19 protein-coding genes are annotated in these 22,938 nt (G+C 57.5%); 14 read left to right on the top strand and 5 right to left on the bottom strand.

The features are described from left to right. Window positions 1-68 precede the first annotated feature (68 nt). The gene (locus ACONT6_RS10675; protein ID WP_428818509.1) at window positions 69-593 is read left to right on the top strand and encodes a carboxymuconolactone decarboxylase family protein; all 525 of its coding nucleotides are present in this window, start codon (window positions 69-71) and stop codon (window positions 591-593) included. 219 nt (window positions 594-812) lie between these two features. Here ACONT6_RS10675 and ACONT6_RS10670 read toward each other — a convergent pair whose 3' ends face one another. After that, on the bottom strand, window positions 813-1,202 hold the full coding sequence (locus ACONT6_RS10670) for a hypothetical protein (protein ID WP_428818508.1): 390 nt from the start codon (window positions 1,200-1,202) through the stop codon (window positions 813-815). A gap of 55 nt (window positions 1,203-1,257) precedes the next feature. On the opposite strand from ACONT6_RS10670, the gene ACONT6_RS10665 reads away from it, so the two are divergent. Beyond that, window positions 1,258-3,129, top strand: a complete 1,872-nt coding sequence (locus ACONT6_RS10665; protein ID WP_428818507.1) for a hypothetical protein — start codon at window positions 1,258-1,260, stop codon at window positions 3,127-3,129. Window positions 3,130-3,190: 61 nt separating this feature from the next. On the opposite strand, the gene fdxA is transcribed toward ACONT6_RS10665, so the two are convergent. After that, a complete protein-coding gene (gene fdxA / locus ACONT6_RS10660; RefSeq protein WP_161858105.1) occupies window positions 3,191-3,514 on the bottom strand; it encodes a ferredoxin FdxA in 324 nt (107 codons plus the stop codon). Between the two features lie 139 nt (window positions 3,515-3,653). Continuing rightward, window positions 3,654-6,326 (bottom strand): DNA mismatch repair protein MutS, encoded by a 2,673-nt coding sequence (mutS, locus tag ACONT6_RS10655; protein WP_428818506.1) that lies wholly within the window; start codon window positions 6,324-6,326, stop codon window positions 3,654-3,656. 324 nt (window positions 6,327-6,650) lie between these two features. Here mutS and ACONT6_RS10650 point away from each other — a divergent pair, with 324 nt between their 5' ends. Further along, complete coding sequence (locus tag ACONT6_RS10650) at window positions 6,651-6,896, top strand: DUF6482 family protein (RefSeq protein ID WP_181252800.1); 246 nt, start codon at window positions 6,651-6,653, stop codon at window positions 6,894-6,896. A 386-nt stretch (window positions 6,897-7,282) separates the two neighbouring features. After that, the gene (locus ACONT6_RS10645) at window positions 7,283-8,020 is read left to right on the top strand and encodes a phosphodiester glycosidase family protein (RefSeq protein WP_428818505.1); all 738 of its coding nucleotides are present in this window, start codon (window positions 7,283-7,285) and stop codon (window positions 8,018-8,020) included. Window positions 8,021-8,073: 53 nt separating this feature from the next. Here ACONT6_RS10645 and ACONT6_RS10640 read toward each other — a convergent pair whose 3' ends face one another. Beyond that, window positions 8,074-8,829 carry an N-acetylmannosamine-6-phosphate 2-epimerase gene (locus ACONT6_RS10640; protein WP_428818504.1) on the bottom strand — a complete coding sequence of 252 codons (756 nt, stop codon included), beginning with the start codon at window positions 8,827-8,829 and terminating at the stop codon, window positions 8,074-8,076. Beyond that, complete coding sequence (locus ACONT6_RS10635; protein ID WP_181252803.1) at window positions 8,829-9,563, bottom strand: GntR family transcriptional regulator; 735 nt, start codon at window positions 9,561-9,563, stop codon at window positions 8,829-8,831. The genes ACONT6_RS10640 and ACONT6_RS10635 overlap by 1 nt, the downstream gene beginning before the upstream one ends. A gap of 143 nt (window positions 9,564-9,706) precedes the next feature. Between ACONT6_RS10635 and ACONT6_RS10630 the strand changes: the two genes are divergently transcribed. From ACONT6_RS10630 to ACONT6_RS10585, 10 genes are read left to right on the top strand one after another with little or no spacing between them, the layout of a single operon-like run. Continuing rightward, entirely contained in the window at window positions 9,707-10,993 is a 1,287-nt protein-coding gene (locus tag ACONT6_RS10630) for an ABC transporter substrate-binding protein (RefSeq protein ID WP_428818503.1), read from the top strand. Further along, window positions 10,986-11,930, top strand: a complete 945-nt coding sequence (locus ACONT6_RS10625) for an ROK family protein (protein WP_428818502.1) — start codon at window positions 10,986-10,988, stop codon at window positions 11,928-11,930. Before ACONT6_RS10630 ends, ACONT6_RS10625 begins: the two co-directional genes overlap by 8 nt. Beyond that, window positions 11,917-12,876 (top strand): carbohydrate ABC transporter permease, encoded by a 960-nt coding sequence (locus tag ACONT6_RS10620; protein WP_255463299.1) that lies wholly within the window; start codon window positions 11,917-11,919, stop codon window positions 12,874-12,876. The genes ACONT6_RS10625 and ACONT6_RS10620 overlap by 14 nt, the downstream gene beginning before the upstream one ends. Continuing rightward, window positions 12,876-13,703 carry a carbohydrate ABC transporter permease gene (locus tag ACONT6_RS10615; protein WP_428818501.1) on the top strand — a complete coding sequence of 276 codons (828 nt, stop codon included), beginning with the start codon at window positions 12,876-12,878 and terminating at the stop codon, window positions 13,701-13,703. The genes ACONT6_RS10620 and ACONT6_RS10615 overlap by 1 nt, the downstream gene beginning before the upstream one ends. A 16-nt stretch (window positions 13,704-13,719) precedes the next feature. After that, window positions 13,720-16,359 (top strand): hypothetical protein, encoded by a 2,640-nt coding sequence (locus ACONT6_RS10610; RefSeq protein WP_428818500.1) that lies wholly within the window; start codon window positions 13,720-13,722, stop codon window positions 16,357-16,359. Continuing rightward, window positions 16,346-17,896 carry a DUF4127 family protein gene (locus ACONT6_RS10605; RefSeq protein ID WP_428818499.1) on the top strand — a complete coding sequence of 517 codons (1,551 nt, stop codon included), beginning with the start codon at window positions 16,346-16,348 and terminating at the stop codon, window positions 17,894-17,896. The genes ACONT6_RS10610 and ACONT6_RS10605 overlap by 14 nt, the downstream gene beginning before the upstream one ends. Further along, entirely contained in the window at window positions 17,893-19,542 is a 1,650-nt protein-coding gene (locus ACONT6_RS10600; protein WP_428818498.1) for an FAD-dependent oxidoreductase, read from the top strand. The genes ACONT6_RS10605 and ACONT6_RS10600 overlap by 4 nt, the downstream gene beginning before the upstream one ends. A gap of 39 nt (window positions 19,543-19,581) precedes the next feature. Then, window positions 19,582-20,685, top strand: coding sequence for an ABC transporter ATP-binding protein (locus ACONT6_RS10595; RefSeq protein WP_428818497.1), 1,104 nt, complete (start codon window positions 19,582-19,584; stop codon window positions 20,683-20,685). A 1-nt stretch (window position 20,686) separates the two neighbouring features. Further along, window positions 20,687-21,856 (top strand): glycoside hydrolase family 10 protein, encoded by a 1,170-nt coding sequence (locus ACONT6_RS10590; protein WP_428818496.1) that lies wholly within the window; start codon window positions 20,687-20,689, stop codon window positions 21,854-21,856. A 58-nt stretch (window positions 21,857-21,914) separates the two neighbouring features. After that, complete coding sequence (locus ACONT6_RS10585; protein WP_428818495.1) at window positions 21,915-22,931, top strand: carbohydrate kinase family protein; 1,017 nt, start codon at window positions 21,915-21,917, stop codon at window positions 22,929-22,931. Window positions 22,932-22,938 lie beyond the last annotated feature (7 nt).

Below are 22,938 nucleotides of genomic sequence, written 5' to 3'. Positions count from 1 at the left end.
AGGCCACGCTCTATTCGATGAACTCGTAGATGAACTTGCAAAGGTCGTGCTATCAGTGGAGGTACACCATGAGCCATATGCCGTTAGTGGAAACGCCCGTGGAGGAACGGGTTCATGCAGTGCTGGATGATATCCGGATCACACTAGGGATGGTGCCGGGGATATTCCGGGCATGTGCCAACAACCCGACGATACTTGCCCTGTTTTGGGAGAGATATCAGCATGTGATGCTGACCGGTGCCTTGTCGCCGAAGTTGAAAGAGGGGATCGCACTGATGGTCGCGGCAGATGAACACAGTGACTACGGCATTGCCCTGCACAGTGTTGCACTGGAAAAGCTCGGCGTTGATCCACGAGAAGTTTTGAAAATACGCACGGACCCGGATCACGCGCACTATGACTACAAAGATCATGCACTGCTTGAGGTGGCTCGACACGCGAACAATCGCCCCTTTGATCATGCGGGTGAGGTGATCGATACGGCGAGAAAAACGGGGGCCAGCGATGCGGAAATCATCGAGGCGCTGGCGGTGGCCGGATTGGCCTCGGAGGTAAGTCGTACGGCCGCATTTCTCTCGGTTCCTTCAGATTGAGTTAGGCACTTTGCCATAACTGTCGCCGTAACCTGACCTTTTAAAGCAGCCTCTCTGGGTGGCTGTTTATTGACCGTTTATGGTGGAATCCAGAGTCACATAGACTGGATTTTTGCTACGGGATGCCGTCCGGGAACTATTTCCCATAATCGACAAACTGTACTTTTTTCTCGTTGTCAAGGGGATAAAGCGTATCCATAATCTTCCGATCTAATAAAACTAGATTCGATTTCTTGGGGGATATATGGATCTGACAAAGCTCAGTGTCATTCTGTTGTCAGGATTTGTTTTGGCTGCTTGTGGCGGCGGGGGTGGGTCTTCGGGGTCCGACGGTGGAGCCTCCAGTAGCTCTTCCAGCAGTAGTTCTTCGGGAAGCTCCAGTAGCTCCTCAAGCAGTAGTTCCTCAGGAGGCTCCAGCAGCTCTTCTGGAAGCAGTTCATCGGGTAGCAGTTCTTCCAGCAGCGGCTCGTCCGGCGGTACCGATTCGGCACCTCCACAGGCTGAAATCATTTTTCCCTGGAAAATTTCTCGCAGTGACCAGAAGACCCTTCTGGTGAAGGGGGTAGCTTCAGATGAGAATGGCATTAGGGCGGTACGGGTCAATGGCATTGACGCTGAGCTAACCGTGGTCTCGTCGGTCGCTCCTTCGCCAAAGAGCCCGAATATGGCACCGCTGCCGGCATTCTCTGGAACCGGTAGCGAAAGCGACGGCTCAGGCACCGATGTGACCTGGGAAGTTTCAGTTCCCGCGCAGGATGGGGAGTCTACAGAACTGGTTGTTGAGACCGAAGATGATCAGGGCAACCTGGATTCTGAAGCGGAAACTGCTCAGATTATTCAGAAAAAGGTGCCGACGTCTTTTGTCGTCGATGAGGTTCATCGGCGACTTATCGGGCAGGCAAACAACAAGTCTTTGCTCACTTACGGTCTGGACGACGAGAGTTACTCCAGTGTCGAATTGGCGGAGCCAAAGTTTTGCTCGGGATTGGGGTATCGCCCGGATCAGGAAAAGGCAGTCTGTGCGACTCTGGTTGAAGATTGGTTTCGCCTGACCCAGATCGATCTGGAAAGTGGAGAAGATCAAGTCCTTTTCACCGAGCAGTTAGCGCTGGACCCGGAAGAATGGTTGTTTGCAAATGTGCTCAAACTCGAGGTATCCGAAGATGGTGCATCGGCCTATATACTGACCAAGTTTTTCTCAAGCGTGGATTACGCGCTCAATAAACCAGTATTTTTCCGCTACGACTTTTCTGCCGGTGAATTGGTCACTTTGGTTGATGGGGAAGTAAAGAACGGCGACAAAGTTACTACGGATACGTTTACTCTGGCGGATGACGGGATCGTTGTTTTCAATGATGAGTTTGGCGGTGTAGATGCTGCTTACTTGATCGACTATGCCGGTGAATCCCTAACGCCCGTATCTCTACTACCAGACTTGATTCTGGCTAACCTCGATGTGAATGCCGATGGTAGCTTGTTATTTACCGCCGGTTTCGACGGCATTGCCAAAACCGATGTTGCAGAGCAGAGCTCGGAAGTGATTTCCCTGGAAAGTGACCAAAGCTTTTTTCAGGTAGATCAGATTCGTTCCGTGCGCCTGGACGAGGCCAACAACCGACTGCTTATAGGCGACGATGGCTTCGATTATGTATTGGCGGTCGATACCGAAACGGGTGAGCGCTCTGAGTTTGCTGGTAACGGTGTAGGTACGGGCAAGCGCATGTTGGCGCTCAGGTCCCTGGCCTTGGATGAAGTCAATGCAAAAGCCTATATTCTCGATGATGGGGGCAACGCGACTTCCTACTTGATAGAAGTGGACCTGACGACGGGCAATCGCTCTATCCTGGCGGACTTTGGTGATGTCTGCCATCAGATAGCTCAGGAGGTTGTATTGCATCCAGAGGCCAATCAGGCCTATGCAGTATTTGAAGGCGTCGTTTACACCGTCAACTTGGCCGATGGCAGTTTTGCGGTATTAACAGGTGATGAGTGCGGTGCAGCCGGATTCGCGTTTACCGGCGGGGACCTCGATATAGTTAATGGCAGGTTACTGCTGACAGATACCGCACTTAATGGTGTGGCGGCAGTCGATCTTGCTACAGGTACATATAGTGTTCTGATCGAGTCCGACGAGGAGCTCGATGTTCCTGTTGATCTGGTTGTCGATACCGCGAGTAATAGTGCCTATATCGTATCGCAGGCGATTGATGGCCTGCATCAATATGACCTGGAAACCGGACAACTGGTTGCTCTGCTGGATGCGTGCCTCGAGTCTTCAGTCAATGACATTCTGGACCCGAATATTGGCTCGGTTCAAAACGTGACGATGGACCCCGGTGGGCAGTATCTTTGGATTTCGGGAGACAGGGTAGGGAAGTACAATCTGCAGTCGCCCACGTGCCAGACAGAAATCGGCCGTACCCACAGCGTCCTGGACGTGAAGGTTACGTCCAAAGGACAGTTGCTGGGCACGGTGTTCAATCAGATGATTCAACTGGATTTTGAAACAGGTGAAGCCGTGGTAATTTCCAAGTAAGCGGCATTTTAGTACACAAAAAAAGGCCACCGATTGGTGGCCTTTTTTTGTTGCTGGGAGGTTAGCGCTCCAGCAGCTCCAGTTTCCCGGTCTTGCCATCCCACTCCTCGGCATCCGGCAGGGGATCTTTCTTTTCGGTAATGTTCGGCCACACTTCCGACAGCTCGGCGTTCAGCTCGATATATTCCTGCTGATCGTCAGGTACCTCATCTTCAGAGAAGATGGCATTGGCGGGGCACTCTGGCTCGCACAGTGCGCAGTCAATGCACTCGTCCGGGTGAATCACCAGGAAGTTGGGACCTTCATAGAAACAGTCTACCGGGCAAACTTCCACACAGTCGGTGTATTTGCACTTGATGCAGTTTTCCCCAATTACGAATGTCATGCTTGTCCCTCGATAATGCTATGGCGTTGCCGCTGCCCGGCCAGCTCTGCATGCCGACCGCGCCCTATTCTGAAAGCAGCGGATTTTAGCAAGGTCTGGCGCGATTTGTAGTGGCTTTTGAGTCGAATTGGTTGGGTACTTATAACAATTTGCGCAGGGCGTAGAGCTGTTCCAGCGCCTGGCGCGGTGTCATGTCGTCCGGATCCAGTGTTTCCAGAGCCTCCACAGCCGGGTGCGGGGCGCTGCCGAATAGGTCAACCTGGGCCGGCGCTGCGGGCTTCGCTTTGGCGACAGGCCTGGTAGTCTCCACCGGTGCGACTGCCTGCACACTGGCTGATTCTAGGGAGTTTTCCGGCTGAGCCACAGATTTTGGTCCAGGGCCGGAATCGCGAGTGGTGTTGCCGGCCTCCAGTGCCGCCAGGCGCGCCTTGGCTTCCTCGAGCACTTCCTGGGGAATACCCGCCAGCTTGGCCACCTGCAGGCCGTAACTCTTGGACGCCGGTCCCTCCTGGATACGGTGCAGGAACACGATAGAGTCGCCGTGCTCGGTGGCGTTCAGGTGAATGTTAGCGGCGTCTGGGCACTGCTCAGGCAGTTCTGTCAGCTCGAAATAGTGGGTGGCGAAGAGGGTGAAAGCGCGGACCTTGTCGGCCAGGAAGTGGGCGCAGGCCCAGGCCAGAGATAGGCCATCATAGGTACTGGTGCCGCGGCCAATCTCATCCATCAGGATCAGGCTGTGCTCACTGGCGTTGCGCAGGATATTCGCAGTTTCGGTCATCTCCACCATAAAGGTGGAGCGGCCGCCGGCCAGGTCGTCGGCACTGCCGATACGGGTAAAGATGCGGTCCAGCAGACCGATACGGGCACTGTCCGCGGGCACAAAGCTACCGCAATGGGCGAGCAGGGCAATGAGCGCGGTCTGGCGCATATAGGTCGATTTACCACCCATATTCGGGCCGGTAATGACCAGCATGCGGCGGGATTCGTGCAGGTCGATGTCATTGGCCACAAACGGGTCGTCCAGAACCTGCTCCACCACCGGGTGGCGGCCGCCTTCCACATGAATACCGGGTTGCTCGGACAGTTCAGGCTGGCTCAGGCGCAGCTGGTCTGCACGCTCTGCCATGTTCGCCAGTACGTCCAGCTGGGATACCGCGGCGGCGGCTGTCTGCAGTGCCGCCAGGTGTTCGTTGAGGGTGGTGATCAGCTCTTCGTAGAGAAACTTTTCCCGGGCCAGGGCGCGGCTCTTGGCAGAGAGCGCCTTGTCTTCAAACTCTTTCAGTTCCGGGGTAATAAAGCGCTCGGCGTTTTTCAGTGTCTGGCGACGGATATAGTCTGCCGGTGCCTTGTCGCTCTGTCCGCGGCTGATTTCGATAAAGTAGCCGTGCACCCGGTTGTAGCCAACCTTCAGGGTGGGGATACCGGTGCGCTCTTTCTCGCGTACTTCCAGTTGTACCAGATAATCCCCGGCGTTCTCGCTGATCCCGCGCAGTTCATCCAGCTCTTCGTCAAAGCCCTCGGCAATCACGCCGCCCTCGCGGATCACTACCGGCGGGTTTTCGACCAGTGCGCGTTGGAGCAGCTCTACGGTTTCGGGCCATTGGCCCATCTCATTGCTCAATTGGCCGAGCAGGGCTGCATTGGTTTCGCTGAGCTGGCGCTGCAGTTCCGGGAACTGGGCCAGGGACATCCCCAGCCGCGAAAGGTCTCGCGGGCGCGCGGAGCGCAGGGCCAGGCGGCCGAGAATCCGCTCCATATCGCCGATCGGCTTGAGCGCTTCACGCAAGGGTTCAAAGCGGTAGTCGCCAATCAGCGCGGCAATCGCCTGCTGGCGTTGCTGCAGGGTATTCAGGTTGCGCAGGGGATTGTTCAGCCAGCGGCGCAGCAGTCGGCTGCCCATAGCGGTTTTACAGGCATCGAAAACTGACAGCAGCGTGTTGTCGTCGCCACCATTCAGGTTGGTATCGATCTCCAGGTTGCGGCGGCTGGCGGGGTCCAGGGCCACGGTATCTTCACTGCGTTCCGTGCGCAGGGTGCGGATATGGGGCAGGTCTGTGCGCTGGGTGTCGCGGGCATACTGCAGCAGGCAACCGGCCGCAGACAGGGCCGCGTGCATGTGGTTGCAACCGAATGCCTCCAGGTCCAGGGTGCCAAACTGGCGATTTAACAGGCGCAGGGCGCTTTCAAGGTCGAACTCCCAGGGCGCGCGGCGACGCAGGCCTGCGCGGCGCTCGATTTCAGCGGGCAGGCTGAGATCTTCCGAGACCAGCAGCTCGGTAGGGCTGAAGCGCTGGATCTGCTCTGTCAGTGCTTCCAGGGTTTCCACTTCCTGCACCGCGAAATACCCGGTGCCCACATCCAGCAGGGCGAGGCCGAAGTGGTCGCCCACCAGCACGCTGGCCGCCAGCAGGTTGTCCCGGCGTTCGTTGAGCAGGGCCTCGTCTGTGACGGTACCGGGAGTGACGATGCGCACCACCTTGCGCTCCACCGGCCCCTTGCTGGTGGCGGGATCGCCAATCTGTTCGGCAATGGCCACGGAGACGCCGGCCTTGATCAACCGGGCCAGATAGCCCTCGGCCGCATGGTAAGGAATGCCGGCCATGGGAATCGGTTGCCCACCGGATTTGCCGCGGGCGGTCAGGGTCACATCCAGCAGCTCCGCCGCGCGCTTCGCATCGTCATAGAACAACTCGTAGAAGTCTCCCATGCGATAGAACACCAGCTCCTGGGGGTGTTCCGCCTTGATACGCAAATATTGCTGCATCATCGGCGTGTGTTCGGGCTTGGCGGTTTTAGCTGCGGTTGCGGGCATGAATAAAAAATCTTTATAAAACAGTGGGTTATTTGTTTTTCTGTGCCGGCCTCCGGGGCCGGGGACGGGACAGGAGCGTCCCGTAGTGGGCGAATGGCACAAGCGCGCAAGGATACCAAAGCGGCTTGCAAACCACTATCGGGTACGCCGCGAGACTGAATGGTCGAATGCGCAATAACGGGGGCAAAGGGCAATGGGGACGGGGCCTGGGAAGCCTCGCGTGCAATAAGGTGAAATTGGTAGAAAACGGTTATTTCCCGTTCTACTGCCGCCATCTTAAGCTGGTAAGAGGTCATGCTGGCAGTGCGTGCCGAAGGAGGTAACATGAATCTACATATTCTTTCCCTGGAGGGACAGTTTTATCTCGTTGAGGCCGTAGATGAGAATGGCAGGCAGCTCTTGACCGACAGGAAGGATAGACCTCACCGGTTCCATTGCCTGGAAGAGATTCGCGATCATTTTCACAGCCACAAACTCGAGGAAGTTTGGTTGGAGCAGCTGACCCCGTACGAAGAAATGTGCGGGCTAGAAGATGAGACTTCGCCGTTGAAAGTTCAGTTGCACTGGTAACTGGCAAAATTAGCTGGCGGCGGCAGCCGCCGTTCCCTGTCGCCGTGTCCAGGTGTCCTGCCCCGTTGGCCCTTTCTTTAATGTATCGCGTCCCCAGTCCTGTGAGGGCGCGGTCCAAATTTCGTATTGCCCTGTAAATCCATTTTTCACCCTATCGGGCAATCCGATGGGACCCGCGTTTATTTCTAATTGCAGGGGCGTCATGATAAGTCGCGAATATCAGAATTTGGGGGCGCATCGTGCTGGCAGTTGGTTTCCGCCTATGGGCATTGCTGATGGCAATGCTGCCGGGGTTTATTCTTGCGGAGTGTGGCACTGGTAACAGCCCAGGATTCGAACTTGGTGGTGCGGCCCGGCAACTTTCTGGGGGGGTTAGGTTTGCCAGTATGGAAGATGGTGGGCACGCGGTTACTCTGTCCATGGCGGATGTGCGGAAGTTTCTTACTCCCTGTCTTAATTCTACTTCTCTACCCATGGTGGAGTGGGCAAATCAGGCGGGTATCACTGCCGTCGTAAATGGTGGGTATTTTTATAGCAACACGCCACTGTCACTGGTTGTGGTGAATGGCGAGCGCTTGGCGGACAACGTGGCTGCCGTCACTCGCAACAATCAGTCTTTCCCGGTTTTGCGCAGTGCTGTGTGGGCAAGCGCTGAAGGTGAGGTGAAAATCGGCTGGGTGGGGCTGGATGATGCTGGCTCTTTGCGAGAGTTTTCCCAGCCGATGCCTTACCAGGAAAATCAGGCGGAGCCACTGAAGCCACCGGAGGATATCCTGGGCACCACGATCAATCCCGATTGGGCTATCGGCGGCGGCCCGCGTTTACTAAAGAATGGCCTGGCAGCAATAAGTTACGACGAAGAAATTTTCTGGGGCTCGGGGGTGGTGCTCGACGATATACGGCCGCGCACGGCCATTTGTATCACGCGTGAGGACACTCTTGTTTTGTATGTCAATGAAGGGATGCGTCTGGACGCAATGCCGCAAAAATTACTCGGGTTGGGCTGTGTTGAAGCGATGAACCTGGATGGTGGCGGCTCATCTGCCATGTATGTGGAGGGGCGGGCAATCCTGGATCAGCAGAGGGCTGTGCCGGTGGTATTTGCGGTCCGGGCACCGCAGTAAGTAAGTGAGCAACCTCGGTAACAGCGGGAGAGTTCACTTTGTGCAGAGAATCATCATGTGCTTACGTCGAATGGTTCCGAGCTACCCGGAGGGTATTCTGGCACCGGACTTTGTTCGTGGGGCCACATGGCCGAGGCAAACCACTCGGTCACCACTTCCGTGCGAGTAATCGCAGTGCCCACGGTAACCGCCCAGGCGCCTATTTTTCGCGCTTCTGCGCAGTGTGAGGGGGTGTTGAAACGCCCTTCCGCCATGACGCGGGGAAAGCGCGTGCACAGAGCGTGCAGAAATGCAAAGTCCGGATCCGCTGGTACCGGACCGCCCGTATAGCCGGACAGCGTAGTGCCGACGATCGCCGCGCCTGCCGCATACACTTCCTCCGCATCGCGCAAACAACTGCAATCCCCCATGGCGATTTTTCCGAGCCGTCTGATCTCGGCGATCAGGGTAATTACTGGAGTGGGGCGAGCGCGGTTCGTGCCATCGACTGCAATGATATCGGCGCCGGCATCGGCCAGGGCGTGGACATCTTCCACTAGTGGGGTGATTCGCACCGGGCTGTCTGGTAGATCCCGTTTTACGATACCGACAATCGGTACATCGGGAAGTGCATGTCGAACCCTGGCCAGGCGCGCGGCGCCCTCGATGCGCAACCCTTCGGCACCGCCGGCGAGGGCGGCTTTTGCCAGACGCACCACCGTATCGTCATTGTCCATCGGGCCGCGGTCTACGGGCTGGCAGGAAACAATCAGTCCGCTGGTGAGTTTGCGGTCAATGGCCTCTAGCGGGTGCAGAGTGGTGCTTGTCATTATTCATATACCGTGGCCAGGCGTGTGCCATTGCGCTGTACCAGAACATTGAAGCGGTAGCGATCGGCACGGTAGAGACTTTTGGCCAGCTCGATAATCCGACCCTGTTCGTCATACACCGTCCGTTCGGCAAGTAGTGCGGGGCTGAAGGTTGGAATCTGCAATTGCTCTGCCTCCTCTTCGTCTACCACGGTGGCGCTGATCTGTTGCTTGGCCTGGTCCACGACGATTTCATATTGCCGGTGTAACAGGTCATACAGTGAGCTGGTATGCAATTCCTGAATGGCCAGGTCCGGGAAAATCGCTTTTGGCAGGTAAACCCGTTCGATGGCTACTGGGCAGCCATCAGCGAGTCGCAGGCGGCGGATCAGGAATAGCTCTGCGCCTGGGGCCAGGTTCATCTTGCTGGCCATTTTCACATCGGCCTGGATTACATCATTGAACAGCAGTTTGTTGGAGGGCTTCAGGCCAAGCTGCTGCATCTCTTCACTGAATGACATCAGTTTGAGCTGGTTGGCCAGCGGTTTGGCGAGCACAAAAATACCGGCGCCTTGGCGAATTTCAATGTGCTTCAGCTCCTCCAGGTATTTGAGGGCTCGGCGCAGGGTGTCACGGGAAACCTGAGTGAGTTCCGCCAGCTCGCGCTCGCCGGGGAGGCGCGCGCCCGGAGTTTGTTGGTCGATAAGATCCAGTAGCTGCTGGTGCAACCGCTGCTGCTTGCGAGTCATCGCCATAAGCAAACCCCTCCGAATGCTAATCGTCCAACTGGTATTTTTTTGTGCGGATAGATGGTCATATTCGCTCGATATTATACCAAATGGTTTGATTTTGGAAATTTTCTCCGATAAGGTCGTACCAATGTAAAGGGGGTCTAATAATGAAAATCATCCTCTGGAAGCTGCTCATTGCCCTGCCGCTCGCCCTGCTGGGGAGCAGTGCCGCCGCTGCCAGCAAAACGCAGATCCAGTTCTGGACCATGCAGCTGTCGCCATTTCACGACGAGTACGTTATTGGCCTGATCGACGAATTCGAGCGCGAGAACCCGGGTGTGCAAGTGAAATGGGTCGATGTGCCCTGGAAGGAAATGGAAAAAAAGGTGTTGGCCTCGGTAGCGGCGGGTACTGCGCCCGATGTGGTTAACCTCAACCCTCAGTTCGCCGCCAAGCTGGCAGAGTTCGGTGCGTTGGCCAACCCAGAGCGCTACCTGAGTGCGCAGGCCATTGCGGAGTACCTCCCAAATATTTGGAATGCCAACCGTTTTGAAGGGGAGTCCTTCGCGATTCCCTGGTATCTCTCTACCACCATCACTATCTACAACCGCACATTGCTGGAGCAGGCGGACGTTCGTGTGCCCACGAACTATACGGAGTTGTTGTCCGCTGCGAGACAGTTACAGCAACGGTTGGGTAAATATGCGTATTTCCCAGCGCTGGACGGTAGTCGTCCACTTGAGAACCTGGCGGCGATGGGGGTGCCTTTACTGTCCGAGGAGGGTATGTCCGCTGGATTTGACAACGCGCAGGGCCTGGCCTTTTTCCGGTTTAACCGTGATTTGTACCAGCAGGGCTTGATTCCGAAGAATGTGCTGACGGAAGGGCACCGCAAGGCGGTGGATTTGTTTCAGTCCGGCCAGGTGGCCCTCATTACCACCGGTATGCAGTTTCTGCAGTCCATTAAAACCAATGCTCCGGCGCTCTATGCTAGCGTAGATGTAGCTCCCCAGATAAAGAACCCTGCCAGTAAAAGCAATGTGGCGGTCATGAATCTGGCGGTGCCAAAAATATCCGCTCATAAAGAGTTGGCGTTCGAGTTTGCCACCTTCGTCACCAGCCACCATAACCAGATGGCCCTGGCGCGGCGTATTCCCTTGCTGCCGTCCACGGTAGAAAGCTATCAGGATCCTTTTTTCCAGTTGCCGGAAAACCCGAGTCTCGTAGAGCGGGCGCGAGCGATCTCCGCGCGCCAGGTATTGACTGGTGCCGTGCTGGTGCCGCCGCTGCCCAAGTACAGCAAGCTGAAAAACAGTTTCGTGTTCAATTTGCAGTCCGCCATGGTGGGCAGGCTGAGTGCTGAAGAGGCTCTTGAGCGAACCAGTGATACATGGAGGCTATTTCTTCAGGCGCGCGATAGAACAGGTCACACCGCAGGGCGCGGCAATGAATAAGTCTGTGCCCGTGTACATCGCCGCTGACCTTGGTGGTACCAAGATCCGCGTAGCGGCGTTTGGCCCCACACTGCGGCCACTGTTCAAAACGGAACTGGCCAGTGAGGCCGGTGCCGGGAGAGAGAGTGCGCTCAAGGCCCTGGCTTTCGCAGTCGAGCGTGCCCTCGAATGGCTGGCGCAGCACGCTGCGGATGCAGCGGTCACCGGCATTGGTATATCCACTGCCGGGGTCGTAGACGCGCGCCGCGGTGTCGTTCTGGATTCGACCGAGGCGATCCCGGGGTGGCGTGGCACTGAGCTGGCGGCCTGGTTGCAGGCGCGCTTTCGCGTACCGGTGGCCGTGGAAAATGACGTGAAGTGCGCACTGCTGGGTGAACTCAATGCGAGTCCCGAGTTGGCCACCGGTCGCGTCGTTATGTTGACACTGGGTACCGGCCTCGGCGGGGCCATCGCTGAGGCGGGTGCTATCGTCGGCGGTGCCCACTCGGTGGCTGGACATTTCGGGCGTATGCCCGTACCCGACCCCTGGCAGCCGGGGGCATTTTGCCCGCTGGAAGCGCTGGTGTCCGGAACCGGGTTGGCCAATGTGGCGAGCCGTACCGGTGCCCGCGTGTACGCCAATGGCCGTGAGGTATTGGAGCAGGCGGCCGCCGGGGATACTCAGGCACTGTTGGGGCTCGATCGCTTTTGCGGCTATCTCGCGATGGCGCTGGAGCAAGTGTATTGGGCGCTGGACCCCGAGGTAGTGCTCATCGGTGGTGGTTTGGTAGAGGCGCGCGAGCAATGGTGGCCGCGCCTGCAGGAAAAGTGCGGGCACACAGGCCTGCCCACAGACGTGCGGCCTGCGCAGCTGAATAATGATGCCGGCATTTACGGTGCTGGTGCCTTGATTAAAGCGGTGGCGATTTCTGGAGTGGATACCAATGCGGACAAATGAGGTCAGTCGCGGCGAGATCACCGAAAAACTGCGCGGGGCGGGCGCTCCCTGGGACCGCTTGCGAAAACTACGCCTACCAAAAGCCGCCGGGGGACTTTCCCCGTTGGTACCTTACCTGTTCCTGTTGCCGGCCTGCGCGATTATCGGAGCCTTTGTTCTCTATCCCATGCTGCACGCCATCATGGCGAGCCTCACTGACTACAACATGATTACCGAGTCGCGGTTTGTGGGGGCCGACAACTACCGGATGTTGCTGCAAGACCCCTTCTTCTGGAACAGCCTGAAAAACACTTTGTTGTATCTGCTCGTGGTTGTACCGGTACTGGTGATAGCCCCCATTTTTCTCGCATTGCTGGTGAACCGATCGCTGCCGGGCATCAAGTTGTTCCGTGCGGTGTTTTATCTACCGGTGATTACATCACTTGTGGTTACCGGCCTGATCTGGAAGTGGGTGTATGAAGAGCAGGGCATCCTTAATTATTTCCTGCTGAGCACCGGCATCACCGATGACCCGGTTGCGTTTCTCACCGATCCTGCCAATGCGCTCTTCTCTGTGATGGCGGTAACCGTGTGGACGGGGCTAGGTTATTACATGGTGATCTACCTGGCCGGCCTCCAGTCTATCCCGCGCCACTTGTACGAGGCGGCGGAAGTGGAGGGCGTCTCCAAGTGGCGCCAGACCCTGTTCATCACCATTCCGTTGTTAAAGCCGTCGATAGCGGTAGTGGCGGTGATGTCTTCCATTGCCGCGATGAAAGTCTTCGAGGAAGTGTATGTAATGACCCAGGGCGGTCCACTGGATAGCACCAAGACACTGGTGTATTTCATTTACCAGAGTGCGTTTGAGGAATTTGAAATGGGCTATGCCGCCGCGGCCGGCGTGGTGCTCTTCCTGCTCACGCTGGTCCTGTCCCTGGCCAATCTGTTTCTGCTGAGGAAGGATTGATGAGAACATCTCCTGTCGCGACTGCGTTGCGTTATGCGGGCCTGCTGTGTGTAGCATTGCTCACCGTGGGGCCATTTTTGTGGCTGCTGTCCACTGCGCTCAAGTCCGGTAGTGAAAATATTTTTGCCTATCCGCCATCGCTGTTTCCGGAGCAGCCGACGCTGGAAAACTTTAGCCGTGTGCTGGAGACCCAGCCGTTCGTTGTGTACCTGAAAAATAGTGTCCTGGTGGCGTTGTTGTCGGTTACCGCCAACCTGGTTTTTGCATCACTCGCGGCTTATCCGCTGGCGCGTATGGAATTTCGCGGAAAAAATCTGATCTTTTTGGTTTTGCTCAGCTCGATGATGATTCCATTCCAGCTGCTAATGATTCCGGTATACAACATCGCCATCTCGCTTGGACTGCAAAACTCTTATCTGGGGCTAGTGTTGCCACACGCCTGTACGGCGTTTGGTGTGTTCCTTATGCGCCAGGCATTTCAGGGTATCCCCAAGGCGTTGGAGGAATCCGCACTGCTGGAAGGGCTGAACCGCATTCAGATCTGGTGGTATGTATTGGTACCCCTGGTCAAGCCCTCCCTGGCCACTCTGGCCGTGTTCAGCTTTATTGCGGTGTGGGGCGATTTCCTGTGGCCGCTGATTATTCTGGATGACCCGGCTTACTACACCCTCCCGCTGGGTGTAAATCGCTTGGCCAACACATTTTCCATGGACTGGCGCCTGGTGGCGGCTGGGGCCGTATTTTCCATATTGCCGATACTGGCGGTATTTCTGTTCAGCCAGAAATATTTTATTGAAGGCGCCATGCGTGGTGCGGTGAAAGGATAAGCGTGGGAGTCATCACATGACCAAAGATGTCGCGGTAGTGGTGCAGACCCACTGGGATCGGGAGTGGTATTACCCTCATCAGACCTTTCTCGCGCGCCTGCTGCGGGTCATGCAGCAGGTTGTGGAGCAGCTGGACAGCGGAGCACTGAAAAGCTTTCTTTTCGACGGTCAGGTTTCGGCGATTGAAGATTTCTATGCACACGCCGAACCAGCGCTAGCGGAGCGGGTACGCTCGCATGTGCAGTCGGGACGCATAGTGATCGGGCCCTGGTACATCATGGCCGATGAGTTCCTGTGTGCTGGCGAGTCACTGGTGCGCAACCTGGAAATGGGGATGGTGCGGGCGGCCACTCACGGCCGCTGCCAGGCGGTAGGTTACCTGCCGGATACCTTTGGACATATCGCGCAAATGCCGCAAATCCTGCGCGGCTTTGGTATCGACAACGCAGTGGCCTGGCGCGGTATCGAGGCGCCACAGTCGGAAATTGAATGGTTGGCGCCGGATGGCAGTCGTGTTTTTACCATATTTTTGACCGAGGGATACTACCAGCACCCTTTCAATACAGCGGACTGGCGCGATGCCCTGAACCGCTACCTGGAGAAAATCGTCAATCGCAGCGGCGGTGGTGAGTTGTTGCTGACTCAGGGAGGGGATCACCTGCTGACTATTGAAAACCTGCAACAGAAGGTCGAAGCCTACAATGCCGAGCAGGGAGATTTCCGTCTTACCCAGCGCAGCCTGGAAGCGTACATCCGGGGTGTGCAGGCTGCGCATGCGGGTACCGATCTGCCCACGGTTACCGGTGAATTGCGGGATAATCAGTCGGCGTTCGTCCTCCCGGATGTGCTCTCCACACGGCAATATCTCAAGGCTCAAAACCAGTCACTGGAAGACCAATTTATCGGCCTCGTGGAACCGCTGCTGGCGCTGGCTGCACCGGTCCTGGAGCAGACCCAGGGTTACCCGCAGTGCTATCTGGAGCAGAGCTGGCAGCTTCTGATAGAACAGCATGCCCACGATTCCATCTGCGGTTGCAGCGTTGACGAGGTGCATCGTGAAATGGAAATGCGCTTTTCCCAGTTGCACCAGCGACTGGATGCACTGATGCAGCAGGCCCAATTGGCGCTGGGTATGTGCAATGACCGGGTGAGCTTCCACCGTGATCACAGTGCCCCTGATCCGTTTGCCGACGATCGTCGTTTCACCCTGTTTAATCCGTCGCCCAAGCCGCGTGCCGGCTGGCAGTTGTTCTCGGTCTTCCTGCGTGGCGAAGTGCGAGAAGATCTGGTAGTAAAAACTGCCGCCGGCGACAGGCTGACATCGATTTTGGTCGCGCGGGAGTCCAGCAGGGAATTCCAGTCCCCGCTTGATGATTTCCCGGATCTGATCGCCGGTCACCGCTATACCGTTGCGGTCAATGTGGTGCTTGAGGGCATGCAGATGCTGTCCTGCGAAGTACACGACGTTGCCCGTGAAGCCAGTTTTGGAAACGGCCGTGTGCGAGAGGTGCGTGTAATCGAGAATGCCTTCTATCGCCTCTCGGTCAACGACAACCAGCTGATCATAGAGGACAGGCGCAGTGGTCGCCGCTATGACGACGCGCTATCGCTGGTCAGCGAGCTGGATGGGGGGGATACCTATAACTTCTCTCCGGTGGATACGCATCGATACCGCGCAGACATTCTGTCCTGTGAAGCGCAAACGCATACGGCAGCGGATGCCGCGCACGCGGTGCACACCCTGGTTTTGCGCCTGCGTTTACGTCAGCCCGCGGGGCTCGAACGCGACCGGAGTGTTTCTCCCGAGTGGATCGAAAGCGAGGGTGAACTGCAATTGCGCCTGATGCCGGGCGATGACTATATCGACGCACAGCTGGACTGGGACAACCGCGCGCGTGATCAGCGACTGCGTTTGCAATTGTCCACCGGCCAAACCGTGGCGCACTCCTGGGCCGACAGTGCGTTCCACTGGGTCGAGCGTGAGAAAATCTATAGCGATAGGACACAGGTCAGGGGCCAGCAGGAATCGCCAGTGGCAGTAATCCCCAGCTACTCAGCGGTAAGTGCCGGCCCCATTGGCTTCGTGCATCGCGGCCTGCAGGAGGCGGAAATCGTCGCTGCAGAACATGAAGACTGTCTCGCCATCACATTAATCCGCAGTGTTGGCTGGCTGTCCCGTCGCGATCTGAAAACCCGGGGGCTGGGCGCCGGGCCCGACCTGCCGACGCCGGAAGCCCAGTGTCTGCGCTCCCACCAGTTCCACTTCGCGTTTACTCTCCAGCAGCCAGAGCCACCGTCGCTGCTGCAGCGCGCGGACTGCTGGCGCAAGCCTGTGTCACTGCTGCGGGGAAGCGGGCCCGGCCCGCTGCCCAATTTGCAGCTCACTGCGCCCGAGTTGCAGGTCAGCAGCCTGCGCTACGCCGTGAGGGAAGGGGTACCCGTACTGGAATTACGGGTTTGGAACCCGATGCCAAACGCCGTGAGCGCAACATTCAATTGCGATGTTTTCACGCGGGTGGATCTCTCCGGACAGGTGGATAAGACCGTTGACGCTGCTGCACTTGTCGCCCCCCATCAGATAGCCACCTTCGTATTCCCCTATGACAGGCTGGTGACAACTGACCCGAGCTCGGAGGCGCAGCATGGCCAAATATAAAATTCTGGCACTTCCGGTTGATGGCCGGCCCGTGACCCGCGAGCAGGTACAGATGGTCGCGTGCATTGCCAACTGCGAAGTGCTGTGCCCGCCGGTGCATTCCCTCGGCCATTTTCGAGACGCCGCAGACCGGGATCTGCTGGCAAGTTGGGTAGCACAGCATGCAGATGCCGTTGACGGATTTATTTTCTCCCTGGATATGCTGATTTATGGCGGGTTGGTGCCCAGCCGTTTTATCGCGGACAGTCAGCAAGCATTGACTGCGCGCCTAGGACTTCTGACCGGGTTAAAGGCAAGCTATCCGGATAAACCCCTCTACGGCTTTTGCGCCACCATGCGCATGTCCAATAACAATGAAAACGAAGAGGAAAAACGCTATTGGGCCCAGTATGGCACCGATATCTGGGCCTGGTCGTTTCACAGTGATCGCTACGCCTGCACCGGGAATACACAGGACCAGGAGCGGGCTGAAACTGCCAAAAACCGTATCCCGAAAGAAATTCAGCGGGATTACCTGGATACCCGCGCGCGCAACTTTGGCGTTACCCGGGAAGTCTTGGCGCTGGTGGAGCGCGGCATTATTGACCGCTTGATTCTGCCGCAGGATGACACCGCAGAATACGGTTTCAATATCGCAGAGCGTCGGCAACTGCAGCAGTGGGTCGCGGAAAGGAATCTGCAATATTCCATACTGATATATCCGGGCGCGGACGAAGTAATTTACACCTTGTTGGTGCACCAGCTGCAAACGCTCGAGCAGCGGAAATCCGGCAGGGTTTCTGCCCTGCGGGTGGCGCTGCGGCCACATCACCCCGGGGCGCTGGCTTCCATGGTGGCGCGCTACGAAGATCGCCCGGTCATGGAGTCCATTCACTGCCAGATTCACGCGGCGGGTGCTGAGCTGGTCGCAGACGAAGCCGCGGCGGATGTGGTGATTGCCGTGCACTGTCGCGGCGCCACGCAGGGCGACTGGGCAATGCAGTACCCCCTGGGGGAAGATCTTGGCCTGGATGCCCACTGGGTTGCGCAATTGAAACAGGACTTGAAAGAAAAGCGTCGGCCGGTCGCGCTACTGGATCTCGCCTATGCCAACGGCGGAGATCCGGATTTGGTCGCCGCGTTGGAGGAGACACGGGGAGCGGGGCTCTCTGACCTGCAGGCGTACAGTGGGTGGAATACCGCCAGTAACAGTATCGGTAGTCTTGTCGCCCAGTTGTGCGCCGGTATGGGTGAGCAGGAATACGCCGAGCAGAAAGCCTATAACCAACACCTGCTGGCGACTCGACTGCTGGACGATTATCTATATCAGTCCCGCCTGCGCCAGGCCCTGCGAGCCGTGCAACAGGAACGCGGCCTCGCCGATGGCGATAGACTGGCGCTGGAGCAGGTTTATGTCGCTACCGCACGGCAATGGCTGCAACAGCAGGGGTTTGCTTCTGTATCGCTGGAGAGCGTCTATTTTCCCTGGAGCCGCAGCTTCGAGATCGGCCTGCGCACTTCACTGGTTACCGCAGGTGCCGTGGAGTGCGCGGTATGAGTCGCGCACACACAGCAGTAACTTCTACTGCCCGGGTCGACGCCCAGGCAGCCGTCGTCGGCGCCAGTCTTGGCGGTGTGATGGCGGCTTGGCAGTTGTGCCGCGCGGGAGTGAAAACCGTTCTGACGAGCGAATTTCCCTGGATTGGTGGGCAGATGACGAGTCAGGCGGTACCTCCTGACGAGCATCGTTACATTGAGTCGTTTGGCGCATCCGCCAGCTATATGGCTTTCCGCAAAGCCGTGCGTGCTCACTATAAGGCGCAGGATAGGTTTGTCGATAACACGGCGATGACCGAGGGCTGCAATCCGGGCGACGGCTGGGTAAGCCGACTCTGTTTTGAGCCCGCGGTTGCCGAACGGTACTTCCGCGATCTGCTGCAACCCTATGTGGATAGCGGCGCGCTTATCTTGCTAGAAGCGGTGCGGCCAGCGGCCGCGTTGCGCAATGACCGAACAATTGTGTCTGTCACCCTGCAGGGTGTGCGCGATCGGATTGGTTGCACCGAAGTACGTGCGGACTACTTTCTCGATGCTACCGATACTGGCTCCCTGCTGGCTCTGGCGGATCTCCCTTACCGGTTGGGAAAAGAGTCCCGTAGCGAATTCGATGAGCCGCAGGCACCGGAGCACGCGGACTCCTGTGATCAGCAGCCGGTCACTTTTGTGTGTGCCCTGCGCTGGCAGACAACGCCGGTGACACCGGTGCCCAGGCCGCCGGAATACGATTTCTGGCGCGCGCATATTTTGCCGAACTATAACTACCCGCTGTTTTCCGATCATATTCCCGGGCATGAAGGTTTCAGTACGGTGCGCCTGCCATTTTTCTCTGCGGCCGCAATGGCCGGAGAACCCCGGGATCCGACACTGGATTTATGGCGGTACCGCCGCATTATTGCCGCCCACAACTGGCAGGGTGAAACGGTTACCGATGTCAGCCTGATCAACTGGGCGCAGAATGATTACGCGTTTCATCCGCTGCTGGATGGCGAAGTACGAAGCGAGCGGGAAGTGGCCGAGGCGGCCAAGGCGCTAACCCGTTGTTTTGTGCACTGGTTGCAGACAGAAGCACCCCGCGAGTGCATAGGCGAGCAAGGCTATGGCTTTCCGGAGCTGGCACTGGTGGAGGGGCTCCTCGGTACCAGCGATGGCTTTGCACAGCAGGTCTATGTACGCGAGTCGCGCCGGATTGTCGGCCTGCAGACACTGAGCCAACGCGACATCCTGCTGTACGAAAATGACACTGACGACTGGCATCCGGCAACCTGCTGCAACAGCGTGGGTATCGGGCTATACAACATGGATATTCACCCAACTTGTGTTTCGGGCATGGGCAGCAATGCGGTGGTGCGGCCATTCGAACTGCCGCTGGGGATATTTATTCCAGCGGATGTCGACAATCTGCTGCCGGCCTGCAAGAACATTGGTGTCACCCATCTGGTCAATGCAGCCACACGCGTGCACCCCATCGAGTGGCTGATCGGTGAGGTGGCGGGGTTATTGGCTGCGCACAGTCTGGACACCGGCGCTGCGCCCGCAGGCATTTACGAAAGTGCTGCACTGACAACTCAGTTTCAAAGTTTTGTACAGGAGCAGGGGGTGCCCGTGCACTGGCCGGGAGATCCGCTGGCTGCGAATAACACCTGATCCAATAAAAATTTACGCAACGTATTTCAGAGGTTGCCCATGGCAGACTTAAAACTGACTGCAGTCAAAAAACGATTTGGCAACACCCAGACTATTCATGGTGTGGACCTGCAAATCCAGCGAGGAGAGTTTGTGGTTTTTGTCGGCCCTTCCGGCTGTGGCAAGTCCACATTGCTGCGCATGATCGCGGGTCTGGAAGCCGTCAGTGAAGGGCAGGTACATATCGGTGGGCGGGACGTTACAGGGCTACCACCCAGCCAGCGTCATGTGGCCATGGTGTTCCAGTCCTATGCACTTTACCCACACATGACTGCGGAGCAGAACCTGAGCTTCGGTATGCGCATGCGCGGTGTGCCCAAGGCCGAGGTACAGCAACAGGTCGCGCGTGCCAGCGGGGTATTACAACTGGAGCCCTACCTGAAACGCAAGCCTGGCGAGCTGTCCGGTGGCCAGTGCCAGCGTGTCGCAATTGGCCGCGCGCTGGTACAGGATCCAGATGTTTTTCTGTTCGACGAACCGCTGTCAAATCTCGACGCGGAGTTGCGGGTAAAAATGCGCACTGAGATTGCGGATCTGCACCGGCGCCTCGATGCCACCATGATTTACGTCACCCACGACCAGACCGAAGCGATGACTCTGGCGGACCGGATCGTAGTGTTGCGCGATGGCCGCATTGAGCAGGTGGGCGCACCCATGTCGCTGTACACCAACCCGGCCAATCAATTCGTGGCCGGTTTTATCGGTTCCCCGAAAATGAACTTTCTGTCCGCACATGCGGTGTCGCAATCCGGCGGGACAGTGACTTTGCAACTGGGGGGCACACAGTTTGATCTGCCGGTGAGCGGGCATTTCTCAGCGGGTGCGGCGTCGCTGACCCTGGGTCTGCGCCCGGAGCATCTGGTGATGAACAGTACAGGCCCACTGCAGGGCCAAGTGCGCGCGGTGGAGCAGCTGGGCTCCATCAGTTTCGTCTACTGTCTGGTTGAAGGGCGGGATGTGTGTGTGCAGACACAGGCACTGCCCTTGCCTCGCGTTGGCGATAAGGTCGGGATTGGTTTCGATGGGGCAGATGCCTATCTGTTCGACGCGAAAGGTCTCTCCGTGTCTCCACGAAAAGCCGAAAAAACTGGCGAGGCTGCCTAATATGATCCGTTTGTGGGTGTTCACCCTGCTGCTTCTTTGGGCACACCTGTGTGCCGCACAGGTAGTGTCGCACCAGTTGCCGGTAAACAGCGGTACGGAGTCGTTGCCAGAAGCCGTGCGCGGCGTCTGGCTGACCAACGTCGCCAGTGACGTGCTGTACACCCGGGAGGGGATTGAGCAGGCTGTTGAATTATGCGTTGAGCTTGGGCTCAACAGTATATTCGTGGTGACCTGGAACAAGGGCCAAACCCTGTATCCGTCGCAGGTCATGCAGGACTTCACCGGGGTTGCCATGGACCCGGAGCTTGACCCTAAACAAAGGGGCCGCGACCCGCTGCAGGAACTGATCGATGCAGCCCACCGGCACAATATCAAGGTGTTTGCCTGGTTCGAGTTCGGGTTCGCCGCATCACACGGTGCGCAGGGGGGCGAGCTGATCAGGCGTAAACCACACTGGGCGTCCCTGGATGTCCATGGTGAGCTGGTAACGAAAAACGGCTTTGAATGGATGAACGCACTGGATCCCGAGGTCCAGGCCTTCATGACTTCACTGGTATTGGAGGTGGTGCGCAACTACGACGTTGATGGCATCCAGGGGGATGACCGCCTGCCGGCGATGCCCTCCGAAGGTGGCTACAATCCTGGGATTGCCGCCGCTTACCGCGATGAGACCGGCGCGCTGCCGCCAGCGGACAGTAAAAATCCGCAGTGGGTTCAGTGGCGGGCGAACCGGTTGAATCAATATGCCGCCGCCCTGTATCGCGCGGTCAAGGCGGAAGATCCTCATACCATCGTATCCTTTTCACCCTCCGTCTTTCCCTGGTCGCGTGAACAGTACCTGCAGGACTGGCCGAGTTGGCTGGCGCAGGGTTCCGTAGACCTGTTAATTCCCCAGGTTTATCGACACCAACTGGACAGCTATCGAAATACGCTCCGTGAAACGCTTGGCTATGTGCCTGAGGCGCAACGCGCCAGCTTTGCGCCGGGGGTTTTGATCAAGGTAGGAAGTACCATGCCGTCCCAGGAGTTGATGCGCGGCATGCTGGCGGCTAATAGGGAGGCTGGTCTTTTGGGCGAAGTGTTTTTCTTTTATGAAGGACTGGAACACTACCGGGAAATCATTCGATCCTCCTATGCGTCACAGCCCGTGCGGTTTCCCGAAGCCCTGTAGCCGAGAGACTGTAACAGAACCACGAAGTGATCGCGTACAACGAATCAAGGGGAGCACAGTGAAAGTCGTCTGTTTTGGTGAAGCACTGGTGGACATGTTGTCCAATCGGGTATCCGGAGCCAGTGTCGCCACTGAACACGAACAGTTTACCAAGTTCGCTGGCGGTGCACCGGCAAACGCTGCCGTCGCCGTGGCGAAACTGGGGGGTAACGCCTATTTCGCTGGTATGCTCGGAGACGATGCGTTTGGTCGCTTTCTGCAGGGCGCACTCGACGCAGAAGGGGTAAAAACGGATTACGTGCGGTTCACCCCGGAATCCAAAACCGCTTTGGCCTTTGTCTCTCTGGATGAAAATGGCGAGCGCAGTTTCGAGTTTTATCGACCACCGGCCGCGGACCTTTTGTTTCGTGCAGGCCACTTCGACCCGGATACCTTTGCCGGCAATGGAATTCTGCATATCTGCTCAAACAGCCTGACGGAAGAGGGGATTGCCAATACAACGGCCACCGCCGTTGCACTGGCGCGAGAGGCCGGCTGGCTGGTGAGCTTTGATGTGAATCTCCGGCACAATCTCTGGCCCACCGGATACGCGGACCGCCAACGCATCAATGAACTGGTTGCCAAGTCCGATATTGTCAAACTCAGCCTGGAAGAACTCGAATACCTCGCCGCGGAAGAAAACCCGGAAACCGGAGGCTATATTTCCCGTCAGCTGCAGCAGCGTCCGCAACTGATCCTGGTGACCGACGGTGGCCATCCGGTGCAGTGGGCGACCCGCAGCGACTGGGGAGGCGTACGACCGCCGGCGGTAAACGCCGTGGACACTACCGCCGGAGGGGATGGGTTTATTGGTGGGTTTATCTATCAGCTGGCGGCTGACAATGTCAGCGCAGGCTCCCTGATGCAATGGCTCGAATCCGGTGCACATGAAAAGGCGTTGGCGTTCGCCTGCGCCTGTGGTGCCCACGCGGTGTCACGCCGCGGCGCATTTGTCGCGCTGCCTACCCAGAAGAGTCTGCAAGACTTCCTCAATGCCGGTGCCGTGGCCCCGGGAAACCAGCTTCCCAATGATTAGTTCCGGA

Origin of the sequence: Microbulbifer sp. MCCC 1A16149 (genome assembly GCF_050368945.1) — a bacterium.
Taxonomy (GTDB): domain Bacteria; phylum Pseudomonadota; class Gammaproteobacteria; order Pseudomonadales; family Cellvibrionaceae; genus Microbulbifer.
This window is presented reverse-complemented; position numbering and strand designations above follow the sequence as displayed.